19 protein-coding genes are annotated in these 21135 nt (G+C 71.1%); 6 read left to right on the top strand and 13 right to left on the bottom strand.

Translation table 11 applies throughout. From position 1 onward, the window contains the following. Positions 1-92 precede the first annotated feature (92 nt). From TU31_RS30675 to TU31_RS30665, 3 genes are all read right to left on the bottom strand, one after another. Complete coding sequence (locus TU31_RS30675) at positions 93-980, bottom strand: universal stress protein (protein ID WP_042160580.1); 888 nt, start codon at positions 978-980, stop codon at positions 93-95. Between the two features lie 176 nt (positions 981-1156). Continuing rightward, entirely contained in the window at positions 1157-2329 is a 1173-nt protein-coding gene (locus TU31_RS30670; RefSeq protein WP_042160578.1) for an FAD-dependent oxidoreductase, read from the bottom strand. Between the two features lie 242 nt (positions 2330-2571). Beyond that, positions 2572-3213, bottom strand: coding sequence for a TetR/AcrR family transcriptional regulator (locus tag TU31_RS30665; protein ID WP_078886062.1), 642 nt, complete (start codon positions 3211-3213; stop codon positions 2572-2574). Positions 3214-3385: 172 nt separating this feature from the next. Here TU31_RS30665 and TU31_RS30660 point away from each other — a divergent pair, with 172 nt between their 5' ends. After that, positions 3386-3802: a DUF6463 family protein gene (locus TU31_RS30660; protein WP_042160576.1), complete on the top strand. Its 417-nt coding sequence runs from the start codon at positions 3386-3388 to the stop codon at positions 3800-3802. A 42-nt stretch (positions 3803-3844) separates the two neighbouring features. Here the strand turns inward: TU31_RS30660 and TU31_RS30655 are convergent, their stop codons facing one another. Continuing rightward, positions 3845-4351: a cupin domain-containing protein gene (locus TU31_RS30655; RefSeq protein ID WP_042160575.1), complete on the bottom strand. Its 507-nt coding sequence runs from the start codon at positions 4349-4351 to the stop codon at positions 3845-3847. 80 nt (positions 4352-4431) lie between these two features. Between TU31_RS30655 and TU31_RS30650 the strand changes: the two genes are divergently transcribed. Beyond that, entirely contained in the window at positions 4432-5283 is an 852-nt protein-coding gene (locus tag TU31_RS30650) for a LysR family transcriptional regulator (protein WP_042160573.1), read from the top strand. Between the two features lie 548 nt (positions 5284-5831). Continuing rightward, positions 5832-7025 carry a hypothetical protein gene (locus TU31_RS30645; protein ID WP_158894787.1) on the top strand — a complete coding sequence of 398 codons (1194 nt, stop codon included), beginning with the start codon at positions 5832-5834 and terminating at the stop codon, positions 7023-7025. 214 nt (positions 7026-7239) lie between these two features. On the opposite strand, the gene TU31_RS30640 is transcribed toward TU31_RS30645, so the two are convergent. Next, positions 7240-7965 carry an SDR family oxidoreductase gene (locus TU31_RS30640; protein ID WP_042160568.1) on the bottom strand — a complete coding sequence of 242 codons (726 nt, stop codon included), beginning with the start codon at positions 7963-7965 and terminating at the stop codon, positions 7240-7242. 103 nt (positions 7966-8068) lie between these two features. Between TU31_RS30640 and TU31_RS30635 the strand changes: the two genes are divergently transcribed. The 3 genes from TU31_RS30635 (at position 8069) to TU31_RS30625 (ending at position 11282) form a co-directional block, all read left to right on the top strand. Further along, positions 8069-8935, top strand: a complete 867-nt coding sequence (locus tag TU31_RS30635) for a LysR family transcriptional regulator (protein ID WP_042160566.1) — start codon at positions 8069-8071, stop codon at positions 8933-8935. 76 nt (positions 8936-9011) lie between these two features. Then, positions 9012-9743: an FG-GAP repeat domain-containing protein gene (locus TU31_RS30630; RefSeq protein ID WP_042160565.1), complete on the top strand. Its 732-nt coding sequence runs from the start codon at positions 9012-9014 to the stop codon at positions 9741-9743. Between the two features lie 360 nt (positions 9744-10103). Then, a complete protein-coding gene (locus TU31_RS30625; RefSeq protein WP_042160563.1) occupies positions 10104-11282 on the top strand; it encodes an acyltransferase family protein in 1179 nt (392 codons plus the stop codon). A gap of 57 nt (positions 11283-11339) precedes the next feature. Here the strand turns inward: TU31_RS30625 and TU31_RS30620 are convergent, their stop codons facing one another. From TU31_RS30620 to TU31_RS30585, 8 genes are all read right to left on the bottom strand, one after another. Next, a complete protein-coding gene (locus tag TU31_RS30620) occupies positions 11340-12758 on the bottom strand; it encodes a hypothetical protein (protein WP_042160562.1) in 1419 nt (472 codons plus the stop codon). A gap of 211 nt (positions 12759-12969) precedes the next feature. Then, entirely contained in the window at positions 12970-14331 is a 1362-nt protein-coding gene (locus TU31_RS30615) for an NADase-type glycan-binding domain-containing protein (RefSeq protein WP_042160561.1), read from the bottom strand. A gap of 2 nt (positions 14332-14333) precedes the next feature. Continuing rightward, positions 14334-14870: a phage tail protein gene (locus TU31_RS30610; protein WP_245698898.1), complete on the bottom strand. Its 537-nt coding sequence runs from the start codon at positions 14868-14870 to the stop codon at positions 14334-14336. 17 nt (positions 14871-14887) lie between these two features. Beyond that, positions 14888-16897 (bottom strand): putative baseplate assembly protein, encoded by a 2010-nt coding sequence (locus TU31_RS30605; RefSeq protein WP_042160559.1) that lies wholly within the window; start codon positions 16895-16897, stop codon positions 14888-14890. Continuing rightward, complete coding sequence (locus TU31_RS30600) at positions 16897-17319, bottom strand: GPW/gp25 family protein (RefSeq protein ID WP_042160556.1); 423 nt, start codon at positions 17317-17319, stop codon at positions 16897-16899. The genes TU31_RS30605 and TU31_RS30600 overlap by 1 nt, the downstream gene beginning before the upstream one ends. Positions 17320-17368: 49 nt before the next feature. Beyond that, positions 17369-19288, bottom strand: coding sequence for a VgrG-related protein (locus TU31_RS30595; protein WP_042160554.1), 1920 nt, complete (start codon positions 19286-19288; stop codon positions 17369-17371). Positions 19289-19304: 16 nt separating this feature from the next. Next, complete coding sequence (locus TU31_RS30590; RefSeq protein ID WP_042160552.1) at positions 19305-20099, bottom strand: CIS tube protein; 795 nt, start codon at positions 20097-20099, stop codon at positions 19305-19307. 1 nt (position 20100) lies between these two features. After that, positions 20101-20538, bottom strand: coding sequence for a phage tail protein (locus TU31_RS30585; protein ID WP_042160550.1), 438 nt, complete (start codon positions 20536-20538; stop codon positions 20101-20103). Between the last annotated feature and the right edge of the window lie 597 nt (positions 20539-21135).

The following is a 21135-nucleotide window of genomic DNA, read 5'->3' as shown; positions in this document are numbered from 1 at the left end:
GCGGTTCACCGTGCTGCCGACCGGTGCCGACCGGTGCCGACCGGTGCCGACGGGTATGCGGACGGCGGCCCGGTTCCGTCCTGCCGGGCGGTCTAGTGGTCGTCGAGGGTGGGGACCACCATGACGGGGCAGGCAGCCGTGTGGAGAGCTTCGGCGCTCACCGAGCCGAGCATCAGTCTGCGCAGTCCGGTGCGGCCATGGGAACCCACCACGAGAAGCGAAGCTCCCCGTGAGGCCTCCGTCAGAATGGTCGACGGGCGTACCCGCTCCACGCGGGTATGTACGTCGACTCCGGGGTAACGTCCCGCGCGTTGGGCGGCCTCGGCGTCCAGGATCCGCAGAGCTGCCTCGTCGAGAGCCTTGAAGTCCGGTGCGACCATGCCCGCTCCGACCGGCATCTCGCTGAGGTGGAAGTTCGCGTGCACCACCTCCAGGCGTGCCCCGCGGAGTGCGGCCTCGGCGAAGGCCGCGTCCACGGCTTCCGCCGAGACGTCGTTGATGTCCACCCCGACGACGACCCTGGCCTTCGGGTTCTCGGCCGCTTCGCCCGGCCGGACGATGACGACCGGGCATTCGGCGTGTGTGGCCACCTGCCAACTGACCGAGCCCAGGGGAAGCCGGGCGAATCCACCGGTCCCGCGGTGGCCCAGGACCAAAGTGGCCGCCTCGGCGGAGCGTGCAAGGAGTTGTTCGGCCACCCGGCCCGCTGCCGTCTGCGCGGTCACCACCACATTCGGGAACTCCGAGTGGACCCACGCCGCGAGCGGTTCCACGACCGCTGCGCCCTGCGTCTTCTCAGGTGTCCCTCCGCTGTTCTCGTCCGACGCTCCACCAGGGCCGTCGAGAACATGCAGGAGGTGCAGCGGGCTGCCGTGCAGCTCCGCTTGCCGTGCCGCGTGCCGCACCACGGCGCGCACCGCGTCGCTCTTCGCCTCAACCCCCACCACAATGGGGCGACTTGCTGCTTCGATGTCATACATCAAGGAGCTTCTCTCCTCCCGGTCGTGGGTCAGACCTCCCGCTTGGGTGACTGGCCCAGCCGAGTACCCGCGCGTCCCGGCTCTAAGCACCTTTGCGAGGCTCTCGAACCGACGGAGGCCGGGCATGCTTTGGAGCGAGGCGCGGGAGACATCCGCGCGGTAGGCGACGGCGGCACTCAGTCCGCGGTGCTGGTGACGGCGTTCATATCGTGGTTCCAGTCCAGCTGGGCGGCGAGAGTGTCGTCCCCGGGACGTTGCGGGGGCGGTGCTCCGCCGGCGCGGGACGGGGCGCGGGTGCCGCGGGAGATCTCTCCGCTGGCGGTGATGTTGTGCTCCACGCGGGGGCGGCGGCACGCCTCGTAGAGGGCGAGGGCGCTCTCCGGATCGGGGGTGTCCCGCAGGGACTTGGCGAGGACGACGGCGTCCTCCAGCGCCATCGAGGCCCCTTGCCCCGTCGCCGGTGAGGCCGCATGCGCCGCATCACCGATGATCAGGGTCCGCCCGGAACGCCAGGGGGTGCCGGGTGGGATCTCGGTGGCGTTGGTGGCCATGATGTCGTCGGTGGCGGACGCGACGATGCCCGCGGCGGGAGTGGCGTCCTTGCCCAGCAGCGCGACGAGTTGCTCCCGCCAGCGGGACGGCGCGGGGTGCGCGAGTTCGTCGGCGGGGACGGCGGCTCCGCCGACGCGCGCGAACCAGTACGTCTCCCCGTCCGGGGAGACCGCGTAGCCGAAGGCGGCGGAGCTGCCCCGCGCCATGGTGATGTGGCCGGTGTCCTCCGCCCCCGGGGCGCTGCGCGTGTAGCCGTAGAAGACGCTCTGCCCCGCGTAGACGGGCGCCACGCCGGGCGCGATCGACTGCCGGACGGTCGAGCTCAGCCCGTCCGCGCCGACGAGCAGATCACCGGTCGCGACGCTGCCGTCGGCGAATCGCGCGGTCACGTCGTCCGGACCGTTCTCGACGGACACCAGTCGCGCACCATGCGTCAGCCCGATTCCCCGACGCACGGCCTCGGCTTGCAGCGCGGCGCTCAACTCGCCCCGGCGCAGGCACCGGTACCGCAGCAGCGCGTCGTCGGCCTCGCCCAGCGGTACATGGGCCAGCTGGCTGCCCTGGGCGTCGAGCACCCGCATGGAGCGCAGCGGGAAACCGAGCGCCGTGACCACGTCCGAGGCATCGAGCTGCGCCAGTGCGCGCATCCCGTTGCTCGCCAGGGTCAGGAACGCCCCGATGTCCTCGGCTGTGTCGGGGTGCGCCTCGTGCACGGTGACGTCTAATCCTGCCTTGTGCAGGGCCAGCGCGGTTGCCGTACCGGCGATCCCGCCACCGATGACCAGAATGCGTGTCACGTATCAGTCCGCTCTTTTGTGTCGGTCCCGTCCGGTGTCCGGTCCCATGATGCACCCGGTCACACCGAAGTTTCCGGCCCATGTGGAAGCTGGGGACGGCCTGCTTCTCGTCCTTCTCGTCATTGTCGTAGACCCATGAGAGGGGCTTTCCGGGAATGTGGCGAGGTGATGCACGGTGAAAAGTGAGCAGTCACTGCAATTGAGCGGTCGCCGCCCCTGGCGCTCGTCTTCGAGGGGCTGGATTACGTCACGGGCTCACTGCCGGATTCATCCGGGGCGCCGGGCGGGCCGGGGCTGATGAGGGCAAGTGTTGTGTCGAGAAGTGTGGAGGTCAGGGCGGGGAGTTGGTCGGGGGATTCGGACAGCAGAAACAGCCAGGCGAAGACGGGGCCGACCAGCAGGGCGTTGAGGGTGGCCGGGTCGGGGCGGGTGGTGAGTTCGCCGCGTGCGGTCGCGCGGTCCAGGATCTCCGTGAGGGTCCGGCGCTGGGCGCCGAGGTATTTCTCGTCGAACCGGTCACTCAGTGCGGGGTCGGCGTGGACGTCGGCCAGCAGGGCGGGGATCGTCCCCTGCGGCGGAAGGGTCATGCTGTCCGCGATCTCGGCGAGCACGGCGGCCAGGTCGGCGCGGAGCGATCCGCGGTCGGGTGCCACTGCCAGGAACTGATCCGGCAGCAGAACGTCAAAGATCATCTCTTGTTTGGTGGTGTGGCGCCGGTAGATCGCCGCCTTGCCCACGCCGGCTCGTGCGGCCACCCCGGCCATCGTGAGCCGCGTGTATCCCACTTCGGACAGCAACTCTCGAACGGCGGAGGCGATGGCGTCGTCGACGCGGCTGTCTCGGGGGCGGCCCCCCTGGTTGCGAGCTTGCTCTCCAGCGGACATGGGTGCATCATACGGAACCGCGAGTATCGAAACCGCTGGTTCCGTAACTAAGGGTGCCGTGTCTCTGGCGGCCGTGGCCTGGCGCGTCGTCCGCGATGGCGGCGCGGTCCACGCCGACCGCGCCGGACCCCGCAGCGGCCATCGATGACCGATAACAGACCGGAGGATTCAGATGATCAAAAGCGCCGGCTGGCTCCTGGTGTTCCTCGGAGCCGCGCACACGCTCCTCGCCTTAACGCTGGAGGGAGCGGCACGCTACGCCGGGGAGTGGTTCAGCGGGGCGCTGTGGTACGAAGACTTCTCCGATATGAGCCCGGCCAACAGCGCGCTCTGGCTGTCTCTGGAGAGCTTCGGGCCGCCGCTCATCGTGGTCGGTCTGATCGTCCTGTGGCTGGACCGGCGCGGCATCACTCCGCCGCCGTTCCTCGCGTGGACGCTGGGGATCTGGTGCGTGGTGGACGCCGTCATCCTCATCCTCACGCCCTGGCCGCTCTTCCTGCTCGCGAGCATCCTGCTGTGGGCCGGAGGCCGCCGCGCCGCCGGCCGCGCCAACTCCGCGCCGCATGCCGAGGCGACGCGGACGCCGTAGGTGGGACGGCGCCCGGGCCCGCCGGCCGGGCGGGCAGTGTGGTCAGTCCGCTCTCTGGGAAAAGTCGGTGGCGGGCTCGGTGGCGTAACGGCTCATCACCTGGAGACTCGCCTGTGGGGACGGCGCCTGGTCGTCGGCCAACATCTCCGCCAGGTCTCGGAAGTACTGCATATAGAGATCCGGCGTGAGGATGCTCAGCATGACGGCCTGCTGGTCGGTCACGTTGGCGAAGGTGTGCGGGGCCCCGGGCGGGACCATCACGAACGTGCCCGCGGTCGCGTCGTGGTCCTTGTCGCCGACCGTGAACCGCACGCTGCCGGAGATGATGTAGAAGCCTTCGTCGTGCCGGGCGTGGCGGTGCTGGGGCGGTCCGGGCGTATGCGGCGCGAGGACGGACTCGGCGAGGCCGAGACGGTGCCCGGTGTTGCTGCCGTCTTCCAGGACCCGCATGCGCGTGGTGCCCAGGAGGATCGTCTCGCCGTCGCCCGGACCGACCACCGATACGGCGGGGTCGGGCATCGGCTCACTGGTCTTCGGTTCGTCAGTCATGCTCCGATTGCACTGCCGGGGCAAGGCGACAGTCCAAGACCTGTTCCGTGAAGCCGATACCGTACGGGTATCGTCGCACCATGGAGTTACGCACGCTGCGCTACTTCGTCGCGGTCGCCGAGGAACTTCACTTCGGCAGGGCCGCCGCCCGGCTGCACATGAGCCAGCCGCCACTGAGCCGGGCGATCAAACAGCTGGAAACCGAGGCCGGCGCCGCGCTGTTCGACCGGTCGTCCGCCGGTGTCACGCTGACGCCGGTGGGGGCGGTGCTGCTGGATGAGGCGCGCGCCCTTCTCGACCAGGCTGACCGGGTACGGGTACGCGTGGCCGCGGCGGCCGGCGCCGCGACCCTCACCGTCGGCATGCTGGGCGACAGCACCGACCCGGGCGCACCCCGGCTGGCCGGCGCCTACCACCGGCTGCACCCGCGCGTTGAGGTCCGCATCCGCGAGGCCGGCCTGACCGATCCCACCTGCGGGCTGCACGCCGGACTGGTCGACGTCGCCCTGACCCGCGGCCCCTTTGACGAGACCGGCCTGACCGTGCACGCGCTGCGCGCCGACCCGGTGGGCGCGCTGCTGCGCGCCGACGACCCGCTCGCCCGCCACGGCAGCTTGAAGCTGGCCGACCTGGCCGGGCGCCGCTGGTTCCGGTTCCCGGAGGGCACCGACCCCCGCTGGCAGTCGTACTGGAACGGCGGGGAGCCTCGCGAGGGCCCGGTGGTGCGCGCCGTCCAGGAATGTCAGCAAGCCGTTCTCTGGAACGGCACGGTCGGCATGACCCTCCTGGATCACGAACCGGCCGCGGGGCTCACCGTGGTGCCGCTGATCGACATGCGGCCGAGCCGTGTGGTCGCGGCATGGAACGAGGGCGATACGAATCCACTGATCCGCTCGTTCGTCGAGACCGCGATCGCCGCCTACCGCCACTGAGCTCGGCACCGCCGGCACCGCACGGGCTCTTGTCGTGCCCGGTACACCCTTCCGCACCCGGTGCCGCGGTGGGTGCGGGCGGTCAACTGCCGGTGTGCGGGGGCCGGGCCGGGACTCCTGCGCTTGGGGCTATTGCGTGTTTCGGTGTGCGTGCGGAATGGAATTTCCGCTTGCCTGCGCGTGGCGCGGTCATGTTCCCGTTCGCCGGAATTCCGCTGCCGGAACTGTCTGCACTGCCGCCTGCGCCCGGCAGATCGCCGGGAAGAGTGATACCCGAGGCGTAGGCCATCCGATAGATACGGAATTCGCTCCCCGTCGTGCGCGCCGCACTCTCAGTTGACTGCGCGGGGCGCGGGGAAGCCGCTCTATGGAGCCCTTGCGTTAACTCACGGAATATCGCAGAAGTTACCGGGAAGTCCGCGGAACCCATAGTGCGGAGCGGCGCTCTCCTTATGTGCCGAAGGGGGGAATTCTTCGGATCGCAAATCTTTGGGGAGTTCGGGAACAGGCCGACGCATCGGCCGCCCGGCGCAAGGAAGGAAGAAAAGATGTCACACAAGAGGAGACCGGCGGGCGAGACAGCGGGACGGCACCGCGCGCTCCAGAGCGTTGCCCTCGTCGCCGCTGTCGGGGCGGCGGTATTCGGGATGGCCGCGCCGGCGTCCGCCGCCCGTGCCTGCGGACCGTGGGACCCCGGCGTGGAAAGCGAACAAGAGTGGTCCAGCCGCTGCCCCGCGGACGCCGAAAGGCTGCACCGGCCGCCGAGCACGGCCGAGATCTTCACCCAGATCGGGACCGATCTCCTCACGGCGCCGGGGATCGGGAAGGCTCCGGAACCCGTGCCCAAGGAGGCCCCGAAGCCCGGTGAGGAGCCGGCACGGCCGGCGGAACGGCCCGCGGACCACCCGGCCGAACCGCACCCCAACCCTGGTGAGGGTGCTTCCACCTCCGGAGCCGCGGAGCTGGCCAAGATTCCGTCGCCGACGCCGGGTTCGGACGCCATCATGGTTCCGTCCTCCCGGGAGAAGTGGGTGAGCGACTTCAAGCCTGCGGTGGAGAAGCTGAACCAGGAGCGCAATGTCCTCGACCCCGAGAACGCCCGGGTCAAGGCGTGGATCAACAAGGCGAAGGACGGCGCCGAGCAGCGCCGCACCACCTTCAAGCAGAAGGCCGATGACCTGATCCGCGCCCTGGCCGAAGAGGCCACCCCGGTCGCCGACGCCACCGAGAAGTTCCGTGAGCTCAAGCAGGCGTTCCCGCCGGACGTCCCCCAGGACAAGATTCCCGAGGACAAGAAGCTGGAGACCAGCCTGCCGACCGATGTGTTGACCGAGGTGCCCGAGTACATCAACGCCAAGCGGCTCTACGTCACCGGCTACGACAAGCTCAAGGCGGGCGGGAAGGACGAGGGCGGCCTCAAGCCCGACTACGAGGTCACGGACAGCACGACCGCCACCAAGGGCGACCACTTCGTGATCAAGTTGGGCAGCGACCGGGACGGCTTCGTCAGCCAGCTCGTGAACAAGGTCTCCGAGAAGGTCACCAAGTACCAGAGCACCGGGAAGGTGGTCGTCGTCGCGGACGCCACCCAGGTGCCCTGGGTGAAGAACGCCCGGTCCACCGACGATATCCAGGCCGCGGTCACCGCCGCCGCCGGCGACGCGAAGCTGAAGGACAAGCTGGAGGTCCTCTTCGTCGTCGGCCCCTACGGAAACGTGTACCGCGCCGCTCCCCAGTCCTGAAGCGGCTCCACTTCGCAGAGCGGGGTAACGACGTGGTGGTGCCTCCCGGCCGGCCCGGCAGGCACCACCACACCGCTGTCCGCTCTCGGCTCGGACCGCCGGTCAGCGGGTCGCGCCGAGCCTCTCGATCCGGCCGGACCCACCGGTCACGAAGATGCGCAGGCACAACCCCCGGCGTGCGAGGGTCCGTTGATGTCCTGCACTGACCTGCGGGTCACCACGGCACCTCGCCCTCGTCGTCGAAGAAGCCGCCGGTCGGGCCGTCGTCGGGCAGGGTCGCGAGCTGGATCGCGATCGCCGCGCCCTGTTCCGGGGTGCGGAAGCCGCGAAAGCCGTTGAGGTCGGTCGCGCAGTAGCCGGGGCAGCCGGCGTTGATCAAGATGTTCGTGTCGCTGAGCTCCTTGGCGTACTGGACGGTGACGGCGTTCAGGAACGTCTTCGACGGTGCGTACGCGACGGAGACCGGGCCCGTGTCGGTGCCGGGAGTGGTCTGGCGGGTGAGGGAGCCGACGCCGCTGGACATGTTCACGATCCGTGGTGACGACGAGCGGCGCAGCAACGGCAGCATCGCGTTGGTGACGCGGATGACGCCGATCACGTTGGTCTCCACGGCCGCCCGGACCGTCGTCACATCGACCGTGGTCGGCATCTGCGGCGCACTGCCGGTGATCCCGGCGTTGTTGACCAGCACGTCGAGACGTCCGGCGGTGTCCTCGATCAGCCCGGCGGCGTCGGCCACGCTCGCGTCGTCGGTCACGTCGAGCGGTACGCCGAACGCGTCGACGCCGGCCGCCCGCAGCTTCGCCACGGCGGTCTCGCGCCGCTCCGCGTCCCGGGCGCCTACCCCGACCCGCCAGCCCAAGGTGCCCAGACCGGCCGCGATCTCGTACCCAATGCCCTTGTTCGCGCCGGTCACCAGCGCGATTGTCTGTTCGCTCATACAGCTGATCCTGTCCGGGCCCGGCCGGAGCCGGCCAACACCGATTGGGTGGGCAGCGATACCTCATGGGTATCGATCCCGGTGGAAGACGTACCATGTCGGCGTGGAGACAAGGGAGTTGCGGTACTTCGTCGCCGTCGCTGAGGAGCTGCACTTCGGGAGGGCCGCGCAGCGGCTCGGCATCGCACAGCCCCCGCTGTCGCGGGCGATCCGCCAGCTCGAACGGCGCCTCGGAGCGGCGCTGCTGGAACGCTCCAGCCGCGCGGTCACCCTGACGGAGGCCGGGGCCGTGCTCCTGCGGGAGGCCCGGGCGGCGCTCGATGCGGTCGAGGCCGCCGAACGTCGCACCCGCCGCGCTGCGCTCGCCGCCACCGGCCGGCCCGGCGTTGTCCTCGCCACGAAGGCCGGCGCGTCCAGCGAACTGCTGGCGGAAATGCTCGCCGCCTACGCCGCCGAACCCGATGCGGTCACCGTCGATCTGCTCCTGTGCGGCATCGGAGAGCAGGAACGCATGCTGCGCGACGGCCGGGCCGACGTGGCTCTGCTGCACCTGCCGTTCGACACTACTGCCGGCTTCGACACCGAAGAGCTCTGCACGGAGGGGCAGGTGGTGATTCTGCCGGCCGGGCATCCTCTGGCCGGCCGGGCCCAGGTGCGCACGGCCGACGTCACCGAGCTGCCCGACCTGCCGATGCCGCGCTGGCCCGGCCGCGACGGCAGTTACCCGGACGGCCCCGGCCCGCAGGCCCGGGACCATGCGCAGTTGTTCCAGCTGATCGCGCTCGGCCGCGCTTGCTGGATCGCGCCGGAGTCGTGCCGAACCCAACTACGTGAGGATCTCGCCGCCGTACCGGTGCTGGATGCGCCGCCGGTCACGACGGTGATCGCCTGGCCGCCGCACAGCCGGTCCCGAGCCGTCGCGGGGCTCGTCCGGGCGGCGACACCCCGTTCGCACGTCACGGTTGTGTAATACAGCGATCCGGGCGTCAACGTGCCGGACGCTGACGGCATCTCACCTCGCAGCAACGACACATGAGGAGTTGAAGATGCTGCACAAGCGCTTACGCCTGATCGCCGTGCCGGTCGCGGCCGTCACCCTGCCCCTGAGTGTCGCCGGTTTCCAGGCCAGTGCGGCCGCCGCGCCGGCCCCGGGCGGTAAGGCCGCCACGGCGACGGCCCCGTGCCTGGCCGATGCCACCACGCTGCTCGGCGATCTCGACGGCGACGGGCGCCGGGACAAGATCAGCAATCCCGGCCTCACCGGTACCAAGATGACGGTCCAGTGGGGGACCGCGAACGGCTCGTTCGGCCCCAAGCACGCCGTCAGCGCCCTTCTCGGCGCGAAGAAGGGGGAGGTCGCGACCGCCGCGGTCGCCGACTTCCAGCGGGACGGCAAACTGGACCTGGTCGTCAACCTCGTCACGCCCGCCGGCGGGGACGACCCCTCGACGGCGCGCGTCGCGGAATACCGCCCCGGGCCGCTCAAGCGGTCGAATCTGAGCTCCGCCAAGTCCCGGCACTCCGACATCGGCGACCACGGCGAGGCGCGGCAGCTGCGGATCGCCAACTACGGCGGCGACGCGTACCCGGACCTCGCGATCCTCAACAACTCCGGTGACGGAGGGCTGGACCGGGACGTGCGCCTGACGAACCCGCGCAGCGGTCCGGGGAAATATGACTACGAACTTCAGGTGAAGTACGGCGCGTTCGGCACCACGTCGGAGCCGCCGGCCATGCCCGGCGACGGCTGGAAGCACTTCTACAAGCCCTGCTCCTGACCACAACCGGCGCCACGGTCCTCCGGACTCCGGGCCGCTGACCGCAGGCCGCGCTGAGCCGCTCTCCTCGTTCATGAGGAGAAGCGGCTCGGGCTCACCCGGCAGTACTCGCTGTGCGAACACCCGGCCGACCGGGAGTCCTGCCGCGTCGCCATATGCCACGAACACCTTACGGTTGTGTGCGGACCGTGATGGTGGCGTCCGCCCGTGCTACCGACTGAGTGCATCGCGACGCCGCAAGGGCCGCTGCACATCTGCGGGTGGTACCACGGGCGTACGACGTACTCACGGGTTCTTTGCAGCCTGCGAGCCTCTTCCGACACGGAGCGTTCCTGACCCGAGCGCTTGGGGGGTTGCACGATGGCCGAGCGCCGCTCGGGGCACCGGCTCGCCGCACTCGACGGACTGCGGCTGCTGGCCGCCCTGATGGTGGTCTTCTACCACTACGTCGCCCTCGCCCGGCCGTGGGGCCACGCCACCGACACGATCTTCCCCACCGCACACCAGGTGGCCCAGTACGGGTGGCTCGGGGTGGAGGTCTTCTTCCTGATCAGTGGCTTCGTCATCTGCCGGAGCGTATGGGGCCGCACGGTGGGTGAATTCGCCGTCTCCCGCCTCGCGCGGCTGTTCCCCGCCTATTGGGCCGGCATCCTGCTCACCGTGGTGGTCGTGAAGACCTGGCCGGAGGTCGCCTCGCTGCGCGGCTGGGACACGGTGATCACCAACCTGACCATGCTTCAGGGCGGGAACGACACCCCCGACGTCGACCCGGTGTACTGGACGCTCTTCGTGGAGCTCAAGTTCTACCTGATCACGGCTGTGGTCATGCTGTTCGGCGTCACCTATCGCAACTGCCTGATCCTGTGCGGGGTGTGGACCGCGGCCGCGGCCCTCGCACCGGTCCTGAAGACCCCCTTGATCACCGAGTTCGCGATGCCGCAGTACGCACCCTTCTTCATCGCGGGCATCGCCTTCTCCCTCATGTGCCGCCACCGGCCCAACGCGGTCCTGTGGGCGATCGTGATCCTGCAACTGCTGCTCGCGCAGCGCTATATCGACGACCGTCTGGCCGTCAACCTCGGCGCGGCCGCCGCGGACGCCCTGCCCACCTGGCCGGCCCGCATCGTCATCGTGGCCGCCTTCGCCCTCATCGGCGCCATCGCGCTCGGCGCCTGCGACCGGATCCAGGGGAAGTGGCTCACCACCGCGGGAGCGCTCACCTACCCGCTCTACCTCATCCACCTGAACATCGGCATGACCCTCATCCACCACTTCCGGGACCGCGTCCCCGCCCCGGCCCTGGTGGCCTCGGTGACCGCGCTCATGTTGGCCGTCGCCTGGCTCATCCACCGCCTCGTCGAACGCCCCCTCGGAAGGTGGCTCCGCACCGCCATGCGCCGGGGCATCGACGATGTCCGCCGGCATGTCCCACCGCACCGCCGGCCCGGCCGGCGTGCCGCGCCGCACCCGCTCACCGTGTCCGACACGGTGCAGAACGAGCGGACGACGCCACCCGCCCGCACCTTCGAGTCGGCATGAGCGGCGTCCGGGCCCGGTCCTCCGGCGCTCGGCCGGCACGCTGTCCGCGGCGGCCCGTCAGTCGAGGTACTCCACCTTGATCGGCGAGGTGTTGTTCTCCGGGTCCGGGTCCGGCGCCGGGTCGCTCGGATCGGCGGGCACGGAGATCGTCCCCTGGGCACCCGCCACCCGCTTGTCGATACGGACCCGCAGGATCGGACTGGTCATCTGCGGTGCGGGGCACTCCACCGGCCCGTTCCCGTCTTCGCTGTAGGTGCAGAAGAGGAGTTCGCTCGGATCCCCGTCGCGACGCCCCACCAGGCTGGTGCCCTCGGGCAGGGTCAGCCGGGTGGCACCCTGGTGGGCGGGGTCCGGGGTGAGCACCTCGACGTCGACCACCTGGCCCACCCTGCCCTTGATGGTGAGCCCCGGGGCTTGCCGATCATGGACCTGCGTGGTGACGAACTCCAGCCCTCCGGTGGCCATTTCGGCCTTCCAGTGCCCGGTCGTGGTGAACGTGCTGCCGCCGCCGTCGACGCGGCGGAGCCCGAGCAGCGGGCCGGTTCCCCGCGGGGCCGAGCCGGGCAATAGCTCGGCATCCTGGGGGTCATGGGCCCGGTACACGGTGTAGGAGATCCGCCCGCGCCGCGCCGTCTTGTCGGTCACGGCCCTGACCGGCCCGTCCGTCTCGTACGCCGCCCCGGCAGGCAGCGGCCCCGGAACCGCGCACACCGCCTTGGTGGGCACGGCGGCCTTGTCATAACGGCAGTTGCGGTACTTCTTGCGCAGCGTCGCCCGGTCCGCCGTCACCACGACGAGGAGGTCGTCGTCGATGTCGGTGTCCCCTCTGTTGCCGAAGGCGGGCTTCAGCCGTAACTCGGAGCCCGGCTTCACCTCGGTCCGCGACTCTTCCTGTCGTGCCGTCAGGACGGGTGCGCCGATGACGAGTTGCGTGGTGTGGCGGACGGTTGGTGCGCTGGTGCTGGTCACGGTGATGTTCACGGGCCCGGCCGGGCCCTTCGCCGCGTCCGGGCGGGGCTTCATGGCGAAGGGGGTGAACTCCGCGCCCTCGCCCTCTTTGATGTCCCCCGGAGCACAGGTCAGGGAGTCGGCGGAGCGGGTGCAGCCGTAGCCCTTGTTCACCCAGTGGAGCGTCGCGCTGTCTTTCACGGCGGACAGGTCGAAGGTCACCTTGACGTCCTCGACGCGCTGCGGGTCCCTGCCCGGGGGAGGCTTGCTCGTCGTCAGGCGGAGTTTGTACTCGGAGGGGCGGCTGTCGGTGGGTCGATCGCCGGCGTCGGACGCTGTGGGCCGCGGAAGGTAGTACGTGTTCACCATGTGCGTGAGCGCCAGTTGCGGCCCCTGGGAGTGCTTCGCCGCCGCCGAGGACTGCTTCTCCGTCCCCTGGGACCGCTCCGCGTCACAGGAGGTCACTGCCCCGCTGAGCGCCACCACCAGGGCGGCCGCCCCGGCCGTGGTGGCGCATGGCCGCCGCATGCGCATTCCTGAATCCGTCATACCGGACCAGACCGCACAGCATGCCGAACGGGTTGCGCGAGGACCGGCCGTTCCGCTGTCGGTTGATGCCCCGCCTGGTCACCCGCTCGCCCGGTCGGCTCTGCGGGGGGGCGGGCGCTGAGCACGCCCCCCACAGCAGCCGAGCCCCTCCGGCCGTCCCCGTCGGCTAGTTCTTCGACTGGTTCAGCGACTAGTTCATCGACCGCCCGAAGAACTCCAGGGCGCCGATGGCTACTTGCTTGTCCCCCGCGATGCCGTACGCGGAGTGCAGCACTAGCCGTACGGTCATCGCGTTCCGTACCGCCACATCGATTTTCTGTACCCCGCCGTCATTGATCCGGGCGTGCGAGAGGTGCCGCTTGCCCGCGGAGTCGGTCACGATCAGATCGAACTCGTGCGGACGGGCCGGGTCCTCGGCCTGCGGGGTGCGTGCCGAGGCGCCGGGGGTGATCAGGATGTTGAGCAGGTCGGTGGGCTGGCCGAAGGCGGCCTCCAGGTACTGGCCGTCCGAGTTGCCCGAATAGCCGGTGCCCCACCAGGTGTTGGAGTAGCCGTCGAACGCGAGCTTCGCGTCGTGGCCTTGGCCGGAGTGCGAGGCCTTCCAGGTGGTGGCGGGCACCGGGACGCGCTTGGCGAAGTGGTCCTGCACGGCCTGGGCGGCCGGCGGCCCGCCGATGATCCCACCGACCACGACGCCCGCGATCACCGCCGCCACCACGGCCCGGGCGATCCACTTGGCGCGGCCGCGGTCCAGGCGCGGCCGTTGCCCGGCGTACGGGCCTTCGCCGGCCTCGCGCGCGGTCTCGACGAGGGGGAGGGCGCAGCTCCGGCAGAAGTGCCGGCCCGGCGTGTTGAGGACTCCGCAGCTCCGGCACGGTGCGCCGTTCTCGGGCTGGGGGGCCGCCTCCGGGGTGCGGACCCGGGGCCGGGCCGCGTCGGGACGGCCCGGCAGCACGCTGCCGGGCGCCTCGGGGGGCGGGGTGGCGGAGGCGCCCGGTACGGGGACGAGGAGGGCGCGGATTCCGGTTTCGGAGATGCCTCGTTCGCCGGCCGGACGGGCGGCGTCCGGGCCGGGCCGGCTTTCGCCGCTGTCCTGGCCGGCCTGACCGGCTTGACCGGCGTGGCTGTCCGGGTTGTTCCGGCCGTCCGCGCCGGACCGGGACCGGCCCGTGTCCTCGTGGTGCGGGGTGGCGGGCGGGAGTGGGGTGGTCGGTTCTCCGTCGGCGCCCGGCTTCGGGGCGGCCGGGCCGGTGCCGCCGTCGTGCCCGGTGGCGGGCGCAGGTGCGGGAGTGGCAGCGGGGGGTGCCGTGGGAGGCGTGGCGTCGGCGGACCGGCCGGCGTGGTCCGGGGTGCCCGTGCCGGCGGCGGATCGCAGGGCGTTCGTGGCGGGGGTTCCGGGCGTCGGAGGGGCCGGGGCGGTCGTACGTCCCTGGTCCGCGGTGGACGCCGGCCGGTCCCAGCGCAGGAAGGCTCCGCAGGAGTCGCAGAAGGACTGGTCCGTCTGGGGTGCGGGGGAGCCGCAGTCGGGGCAGGTGGTGTGGTCGCTGGGCATGGTCAGGTTCCTTCAGGGGTGGGCAGGTGGGTCACCTCGGCCGCGAAGGGGAGGTGTGCGGGACAGGCCGCTGCGACGACGGCGTGCAGACGGTGCGGGTCGACGGTGGCGGGGTCGCGGACCCGCAGGGTCACCCGCAGGCCGGGGTACGGCGAGCCCGGGAAGGCACCCAGAGGCCGCCTGGACCAGGTCGCGCCGCCGCTCTCGATGATCTCCGGGCGTACCCCGAAGGCCAGCTCGACAGCGTCCGACAGGCCGCGCCGGGTGCCGCGTACGCGATGCAGCGAGACGGCCGTGGCCACGGCGCGGCGGCGGGTGGCCAGCGGTTCCGTGCCGTCGAGTTCGGTGCCGACCCAGGTGGTCAGCCAGTCGACGAAGTCCTCGGGGGCGAGCGCGGGCGTGAAGTAGCTCTCCAGGCAGTCCAGGACGTTGAAGAGGGGAGCGAGGACGACATCGAGGCCCTCGACGAAGCGCTGGGCGAAGTCGTCGTCGGCGTAGACCGCGGGGAGTTGCCCGCCCAGAGGATGCGGGGACGTCATCCCCGCCGGGGTGCCCCTCATCGGGCCTCGATCACGCGGACGCGGTGGTCGAAGGGGAACAGGAGCGCGGAGCGGGCGAGTTCGATGCGGTCGGTGGCGTCGCCGCGGCGGCCGGTGAGCGGGTCGGCGGGGTGCAGCAGGACCTCGTCGACGAGTTCCACACCGGGTACGCGCTGAAGGGCCGCGAAGATCTCCCCGGAGCGCAGCGGTCGGCCGAAGGGCCAGCCGTCGCCGTGGGCGCCACCGGTCAGCGGGTCGAGGTAGGCGTAGAGCGCGTCCAGGGCCTCGGCGCGGACGCGGTCGGCCCGCGCCGCCCGGAAGGAGTGCAGCGTCGCGACGACCGTGACGCCTTGGTAGAAGGGCGGGCCGACCGCGAGGCGGGTGCCCACCGGGCGGCGCTCGTCGAGGAACTGTGTGACGCGGCCCAGGAGTTCCTCACCCGGCACCAGCTGTTCGAAGCGGAGCCGGCCGCCGCGGTCGGGGACGGCCTGCGGGACGACCAGGACCCGGACGGCGTTCTCGCCCGTCCGGCCGGTCCGGCCGGCCTCGGGGCCCGAAGTGCTCGCGGCGCCCGTGGAGGGCTCGGCGGGATCGACCGCCAGACAGGCGATCCGGGCGGCCTCGGGGGCCGCGCGCCTCGCCAGTTCCTCGTAGTCGCGGGCCGTCACCGCCCGTTCCTGCGCGCGCAGCGTGATCGGCGCGCGGACCTTCGCCTCCTGCACCGTCTCGCCGTCGACCCCGCCGCGCGCCGCCTCACGGTTCTCCACGCGCGCCACGTACGGGATGGAGCTGCGCAGCGCCTGGATCGCACCGCGCGCCACATTGCCCGACCGGCCGCCGCCGGTGCGGTAGGACGGGACCCGGATCACCGAGCCCTTGTCCGGCACGGCCCCGAACTGCCTTATGGAACCGTCCGGTTCGCGCACCGAAGGGCCGAACGCGATCTCGCCGGTGGCCTCCTCCAGTGTGATGTGCCGGTCGTGCGGGCCGGAGGCCGCGAAGTCGGGGACGACCTGCCACTCCTGCCAGCCGTCGCCGTCCGAGACCTCCAGCCGCAGCGGCGGGCGGTCGGCGACGACGGGGGCGTGGGCCAGGCGCATCCGCTGGCCGGGCACGCCCGCGGACTCGCCGAGCAGCTCGTCCTGCACCACGACGGCGTGTGCCGCCGCCGTCGTGCCCCCGATGGTGAACGCGGAGGCGGACCGTACGGTCGGTGAGGCGCTGTAGAACGGCTGACCCGGCGCGGCTTCGACGACCCGGCAGCGCAGCCACGCGGCATCCGTCCGGCCGACGCGGGAGCCGGTGTGCCCGGCCGGAATGTGCAGCACGACCTCGCCGGGCCGGTTGAGGCCGCCGGTGGAGTCCTCCGCGACCTCACACTTCGCCCAACCGTCGGCGGTCCACGCCTCCCAGAGCAGTGGCGGCTGACGCGGGTCGACGCCGACGCCGTCCACCCGGCTGTCCAGCTGCAACACGGCCGCGCACCGCGGCACCGCCACCGACAGCCCGAACAGCAGGGTGTCGCCCGGCTGCGGGGCGGCCGAGAAGACGGACACATCGTTGCCGCCGAAGATGTCCTGACCGCAGTCCTCGGGGGTGGTCCCCACCTCCTGCCGCAGTACGGCGTCCAGTTCGCAGGGCACGACGGTCAGATCGTCCTCGGTCGCGAAGACCACCGCCTCCTCGGTCTCGGTCCGGCCGGTGGCGACCTCCGTCCCCGCGGGCAGCACCACGGGCTCGGGCTGCGGGGCGGAGAGCCAGAAGGTGACGTCGGCGCGGGCGGCGGAGGGCGGGAAGAGGGTGACGCCCAGCAGGTCGAGGAAGGCCAGATGGTTCTTCTCCGGCACCCGGTTGAGGCGGTAGACGATCTGGTCGGCCATATGGGCGACGGCCTCGATGAGGGTCACACCGGGGTCCGAGACATTGTGGTCGGTCCACTCGGGGCAGCGCTGCTGGATATAGCGCTTGGCGTCGTCGACGAACTGCTGGAAGCGCCGGTCGTCGAGATGGGGTGCGGGCAGGGCCATCAGGCTTCGCTTTCGGTGGACGGCGATTCCGTGGACGGGATCACATAGAAGGGGAAGACGAGGCTGCGCGGGTTGTTGGTGCCGCGCACGCTGTAGCGCACGTCGATGAACAGCACGGACGGCTCGTCGGGCGCCGGGCTCACCTCGACGTCCTGAACCTCGATACGCGGCTCCCAGCGGTCGAGCGAGTACCGCACCTCGTAGCGGATGCGGCCGGCCGTCGCCTCGTTGACCGGCGCGAAGACCATGTCGTGCACGGCACAGCCGAATTCCGGCCGCATCGGCCGCTCGCCGGGCGCGGTGGCGAGGACGAGCCGGATGGACTCCTCGATCTCCCGCTCCCGGCGGGCCAGTGCGATTCCGCCGCCCGCGTCGGTACGCAGCGGGAAGGCCCAGCCCGCACCGACGAACTGTTCACTCATGTCCGGTGCCCCCCTTGAGATGCATATCCCCTCAACTTCCTCAAGTCCCCTAGAACGGAATGCCGTTGCGCAGGACGGCCGGTGCGTTCAGCGTGACCGTGGCCGGCGAGTTGATGGCTGCCGCGGCGCCCGCGTTGACGGCTACCGCGCCGACCGCGCTGACGGAGACCGCACCGACCGAGTTGACGGCCACCGCGCCCGCCGACTTGAGGCTGATGGCGCCGGTCGCGTTGATGTCCGCCACGGCGCCCGCCGCGACGCCGAACTTCGCGCCCGCCTTGATGTCGACCGCCCCGCCGGCGCTCATCGTCAGCGAGCCGCCCGCGGTCAGCGACAGGTTGCCGCCCGCCTTGATGCTCACGTTCCGGGTTCCGGTGATGGAGACGGAACCGTCGCTGCGGATGGTGACCTGGGTGCGTGTCTCGTCCATGTGGACGGTGAGCCTGCCGTTGCCGGTCTGGAGCCTGATGCCGCTCTTCATCCGGGACTTGGCGTCGACGAGCTCGACGGTGTGGCCGCTGCGCGAGGCGAGGGAGCGCCAGTTGACCCGGCCGCTGGTCGGATCCACCGGCTGGAGCCCGTCCGTGTTGGGCGTCGGCTTGTCGCGGCCGTTGTACAGCCCGGCGAGGACGTACGGATGCTCCAGCGAGCCCCGGTCGAAGGCGCACAGCACCTCGTCGCCGACCTCCGGCAGGATCAGTCCGCCGCCCCGTACCCCGCCCAGCTGCGCGACCCGGCACCAGTCGCTCTCGTAGGTGTCCGACAGCCAGGGGAAGCGCAGCCTGACCCGGCCCAGCTTCAGTGGGTCCTTGGCATTGCTGACCAGCGCCATGGCCACACCCGGCATGGGCGGCGCGGCGTCCGCACCGCCGGACGCGAGCCCGTAGAGCGAACGGAACTGCCGCCCAGACACATTCAGCCACGTAGTGAACTGCCGCCCGGACTCGAAGACATGGCGGACGCCCGTGGCCGTGTACTTCCCCTCGAAGGGGAAACCCGCGCCCTTGAGCGCGACGGGCTGCCCCGGCTTCAGCTTCGGATTCCCGGTGACCGCCACCTCCAGCTCCGCGAAGGAGCCCGCCACATCGTCGGCAAGGGCGCGCGCGGCATGGGTGACCTGGGCCTGGGTGGTGAACGGCGTGTTCGTGGCGGTCAGTTCGGCCTTCCCGAACGGTTTGCTGAGCGCCGAGGGGGCGATGTCCGCGACGATGTCCTTGCTCGTGGTGGCCGGGGACTGGGCGGACAGCGCACGCTTGGCCCGCATGTCCCAGCCGCGCGCGCCCGCCTTGTCGACCTGACCGGCCGCGGTGACGGCTATCCTGCTGTGCATCGCGTTGTGGCCGAACTCCAGGACGTACGGGCTCTGCGCGGCCGGTGTGCTGTCGGCCGGTGCGGACGCCGCCGGGGTGAGCTTGCCGAACTGGAGCTTGCCCTGCGGGTCGAAGGAGAGATGGACGTCGTTCTCCTGGGCGAGACGGGTCAGGAAGTCCCAGTCGCTGATATTGGGCTGGGTGGCCAGCTCGTAGACGGTGCGGGTGGCCTCCACCTTGCCGATGGCGAGCTTGTTGAGGCCGGCGAGACGGCGCACGATGTCGCTCGCGGTCATGTTGGGGTAGCCCGCGACCCGGCGATTGCGCAGCAGCCGGTGCCCCGGGTCGTAGCCCCGTACGACCAGGTATTTTCCGCTTGCGTCCGCGTCCACTTCGAGGGCGGTGACCTCGCCGGTCACCATGGGCGTGCCGCGCTGCCCGTCCGTGAAGGGCGACAGCACCGCCTTCGCGCCGACCTTGATCTGCGGGAAGGTCTTGAGGATGTCCGACCCCGAGTCACTGAAGGTGAGCTCGAAAGCGGACGGCACATTGACACTCGCGTCCACCCAGCCCGCGATGAGCAGGGCGGCGAGCTTGTCGGGCAGCGGCGAGCCGCCGATCTCGGCATGCAGGACGCTGGTGTACGTCTTCTCACTCATCGGATGCTCTCGCTGGTCATCGGGCGGCCTCGTGGGTGGTGGGGTGGCCGGTGGGACGGTGTTCCGAAAGGCTTGCGGGCCGGTCTTCGGGAGGGTCTTCATCGGCGGCGGGCAGCAGCAGCTCCGTGCCCGGCCGCAGCCGCATCGGGTCGTCGATCTCGTTCGCCTCCGCGATCAGCCGCCAGCGGGTCGCGTCCCCGTACTCCCGCCAGGCCAGCGAGGCGAGCGAGTCACCCGCGACCGTGCGGTGGATCCGGCGTGCGGAGAGCGCGCCCGAGGTGGGGTTCTGTCCCTTGGTGGGCATGGCCACCTCGGTCAGGGACAGCGTGCAGGTGGCGCGGATCGGTTCGCCGGTGGGGTTGAAGAGGGTGTACGTGGCGCTGACGCTCGTCACGTACGCCACGAACTGCACCGTGTTGAACGACCCCCACGAAAACCGCACCCAAGGCGGCGAAGGGCGCTTGGAGTTGACGCTCTGCGCCGTCACCTCACAACAGGACAGCAGCAGTTCGATCTGCTTCTGCACCTTCCCGGAATTCGGGGTGCCCGACGCGTCCAGGAACACCTCCAGCTGGAGGGTGGCGGGCCGGGTGCCGGTGAACTTGGGCGGCGCGCCCCGCATATAGGCGACCGCTGCCTGGGTGTGCCACTCCGCCTCCCGCCCGAGCTGCAACTGGGTCGGATTGAACTGGAACTCCACCTCACCGATGCGCCCGCCGATGGAGCCGCCGAGGTCGGTGGGGGGCTGATGGATCGCGAGGGCGGCCCGTACGAGGCTCGCGCCCGCCTTCCCGCCGGTCGGTGCGGCCACCTCAGGCACCTCCCGCGTCGGTGAACCCGTGGTGCGCGATCTCCAGCGTTTCGGTCGCCACCCCCGGGCTGGCCGGGTCCAGACTCGGCCCCTGCCAGCGCACCGGCAGCACCTCCACCAGCCCCCACTGCGCGACGACCGAGCCGTCGGCACGCAGTGCGGCGATCTGCGCGGTGGGCCGGCTGATGCCGGTGGCGAGCGACGAGATCCAGGCGGCCACCCGGGAGGTGTCGGCGGTGAGCGGCCGGGTCAGCCGGATCGTGGAGAAGGTCACACGGGTGGGCAACTGCCAGACGAAACCGTTGTTGCCACCCTCCTGCCGCTGCTCCACCTCCACCTCGGAGGCCAGTCCGTCGCAGCCGTTGAACAGGCCGAGGTCCTGGCCGTCGATGGTCAGCTTGAAGAAGACGGTGGAACCGGGGTCCTGGGCCTGAGGCATGGTCGGTGGTTCTTTCGGGTGAGGTGGCGATGAGCGGGCTGGCGGGGGAGGGGGATCGGGATGGGGACAGGGACGTGGACGGGCGCGGGTCAGCGGCCGTGATCGCGGAGTCGGCCGATGCGCTCGCGATCCCCGCGCAACTCGGCACGGAGCAGCCGCGAGAGCGGCGCCACCAGCCGCCGAGCGAGGGCGTCGAGGGCGGCGGGGTCGGTGGGGGTGGTGGGTTCGGTGGGGGGTGGGGTGGCCGTGGTGGAGGCGGTTGGGGTGGTTGGGACGGTCTTTGGGGTGGCTTCTGTGGGGGAGTTGGGGGTGTTGGGGGTGCGTTGGATGGGGCGGGAGGTTGCCGGCGGGGTGGGGCCGGGGGGTGTGGCTCGGGTGGCTGACTGGTGGCGTGTGGATGGGGTGGGCGACGTGCGCGGCTGGGGGGTCGGGGTCGGGGTCGGTGCCGGGGCGCCGGGAGCGATGGGGGCGCGCTGCACTACGGGCATGCCGGGGGCGGCGGGTGCGGTGCGGACCGTGTGGGACGGGGTGTGGGAGGGGCTCGGGGGCCGTGCGGGTGCCGGGGCGCCGGGAGCGGTGGGCGCGGGCTGCGCCATG

The sequence above is a fragment of the Streptomyces lydicamycinicus genome (assembly GCF_000829715.2).
Lineage (GTDB): Bacteria > Actinomycetota > Actinomycetes > Streptomycetales > Streptomycetaceae > Streptomyces > Streptomyces lydicamycinicus.
The sequence above is the reverse complement of the archived record's forward strand: the minus strand, read 5'-3'. Positions and strand labels throughout refer to the sequence as shown.

What these genes read in the sequence shown, in the direction of transcription:
- TU31_RS30675 (WP_042160580.1), bottom strand. Translation starts at nt 980, where the DNA reads ATGTATGACATCGAAGCAGCAAGTCGCCCCATTGTGGTGGGGGTTGAG.
- TU31_RS30665 (WP_078886062.1), bottom strand. Translation starts at nt 3,213, where the DNA reads ATGTCCGCTGGAGAGCAAGCTCGCAACCAGGGGGGCCGCCCCCGAGAC.
- TU31_RS30660 (WP_042160576.1), top strand. Translation starts at nt 3,386, where the DNA reads ATGATCAAAAGCGCCGGCTGGCTCCTGGTGTTCCTCGGAGCCGCGCAC.
- TU31_RS30655 (WP_042160575.1), bottom strand. Translation starts at nt 4,351, where the DNA reads ATGACTGACGAACCGAAGACCAGTGAGCCGATGCCCGACCCCGCCGTA.
- TU31_RS30650 (WP_042160573.1), top strand. Translation starts at nt 4,432, where the DNA reads ATGGAGTTACGCACGCTGCGCTACTTCGTCGCGGTCGCCGAGGAACTT.
- TU31_RS30645 (WP_158894787.1), top strand. Translation starts at nt 5,832, where the DNA reads ATGTCACACAAGAGGAGACCGGCGGGCGAGACAGCGGGACGGCACCGC.
- TU31_RS30640 (WP_042160568.1), bottom strand. Translation starts at nt 7,965, where the DNA reads ATGAGCGAACAGACAATCGCGCTGGTGACCGGCGCGAACAAGGGCATT.
- TU31_RS30630 (WP_042160565.1), top strand. Translation starts at nt 9,012, where the DNA reads ATGCTGCACAAGCGCTTACGCCTGATCGCCGTGCCGGTCGCGGCCGTC.
- TU31_RS30625 (WP_042160563.1), top strand. Translation starts at nt 10,104, where the DNA reads ATGGCCGAGCGCCGCTCGGGGCACCGGCTCGCCGCACTCGACGGACTG.
- TU31_RS30620 (WP_042160562.1), bottom strand. Translation starts at nt 12,758, where the DNA reads ATGCGGCGGCCATGCGCCACCACGGCCGGGGCGGCCGCCCTGGTGGTG.
- TU31_RS30615 (WP_042160561.1), bottom strand. Translation starts at nt 14,331, where the DNA reads ATGCCCAGCGACCACACCACCTGCCCCGACTGCGGCTCCCCCGCACCC.
- TU31_RS30610 (WP_245698898.1), bottom strand. Translation starts at nt 14,870, where the DNA reads ATGACGTCCCCGCATCCTCTGGGCGGGCAACTCCCCGCGGTCTACGCC.
- TU31_RS30605 (WP_042160559.1), bottom strand. Translation starts at nt 16,897, where the DNA reads ATGGCCCTGCCCGCACCCCATCTCGACGACCGGCGCTTCCAGCAGTTC.
- TU31_RS30600 (WP_042160556.1), bottom strand. Translation starts at nt 17,319, where the DNA reads ATGAGTGAACAGTTCGTCGGTGCGGGCTGGGCCTTCCCGCTGCGTACC.
- TU31_RS30595 (WP_042160554.1), bottom strand. Translation starts at nt 19,288, where the DNA reads ATGAGTGAGAAGACGTACACCAGCGTCCTGCATGCCGAGATCGGCGGC.
- TU31_RS30585 (WP_042160550.1), bottom strand. Translation starts at nt 20,538, where the DNA reads ATGCCTCAGGCCCAGGACCCCGGTTCCACCGTCTTCTTCAAGCTGACC.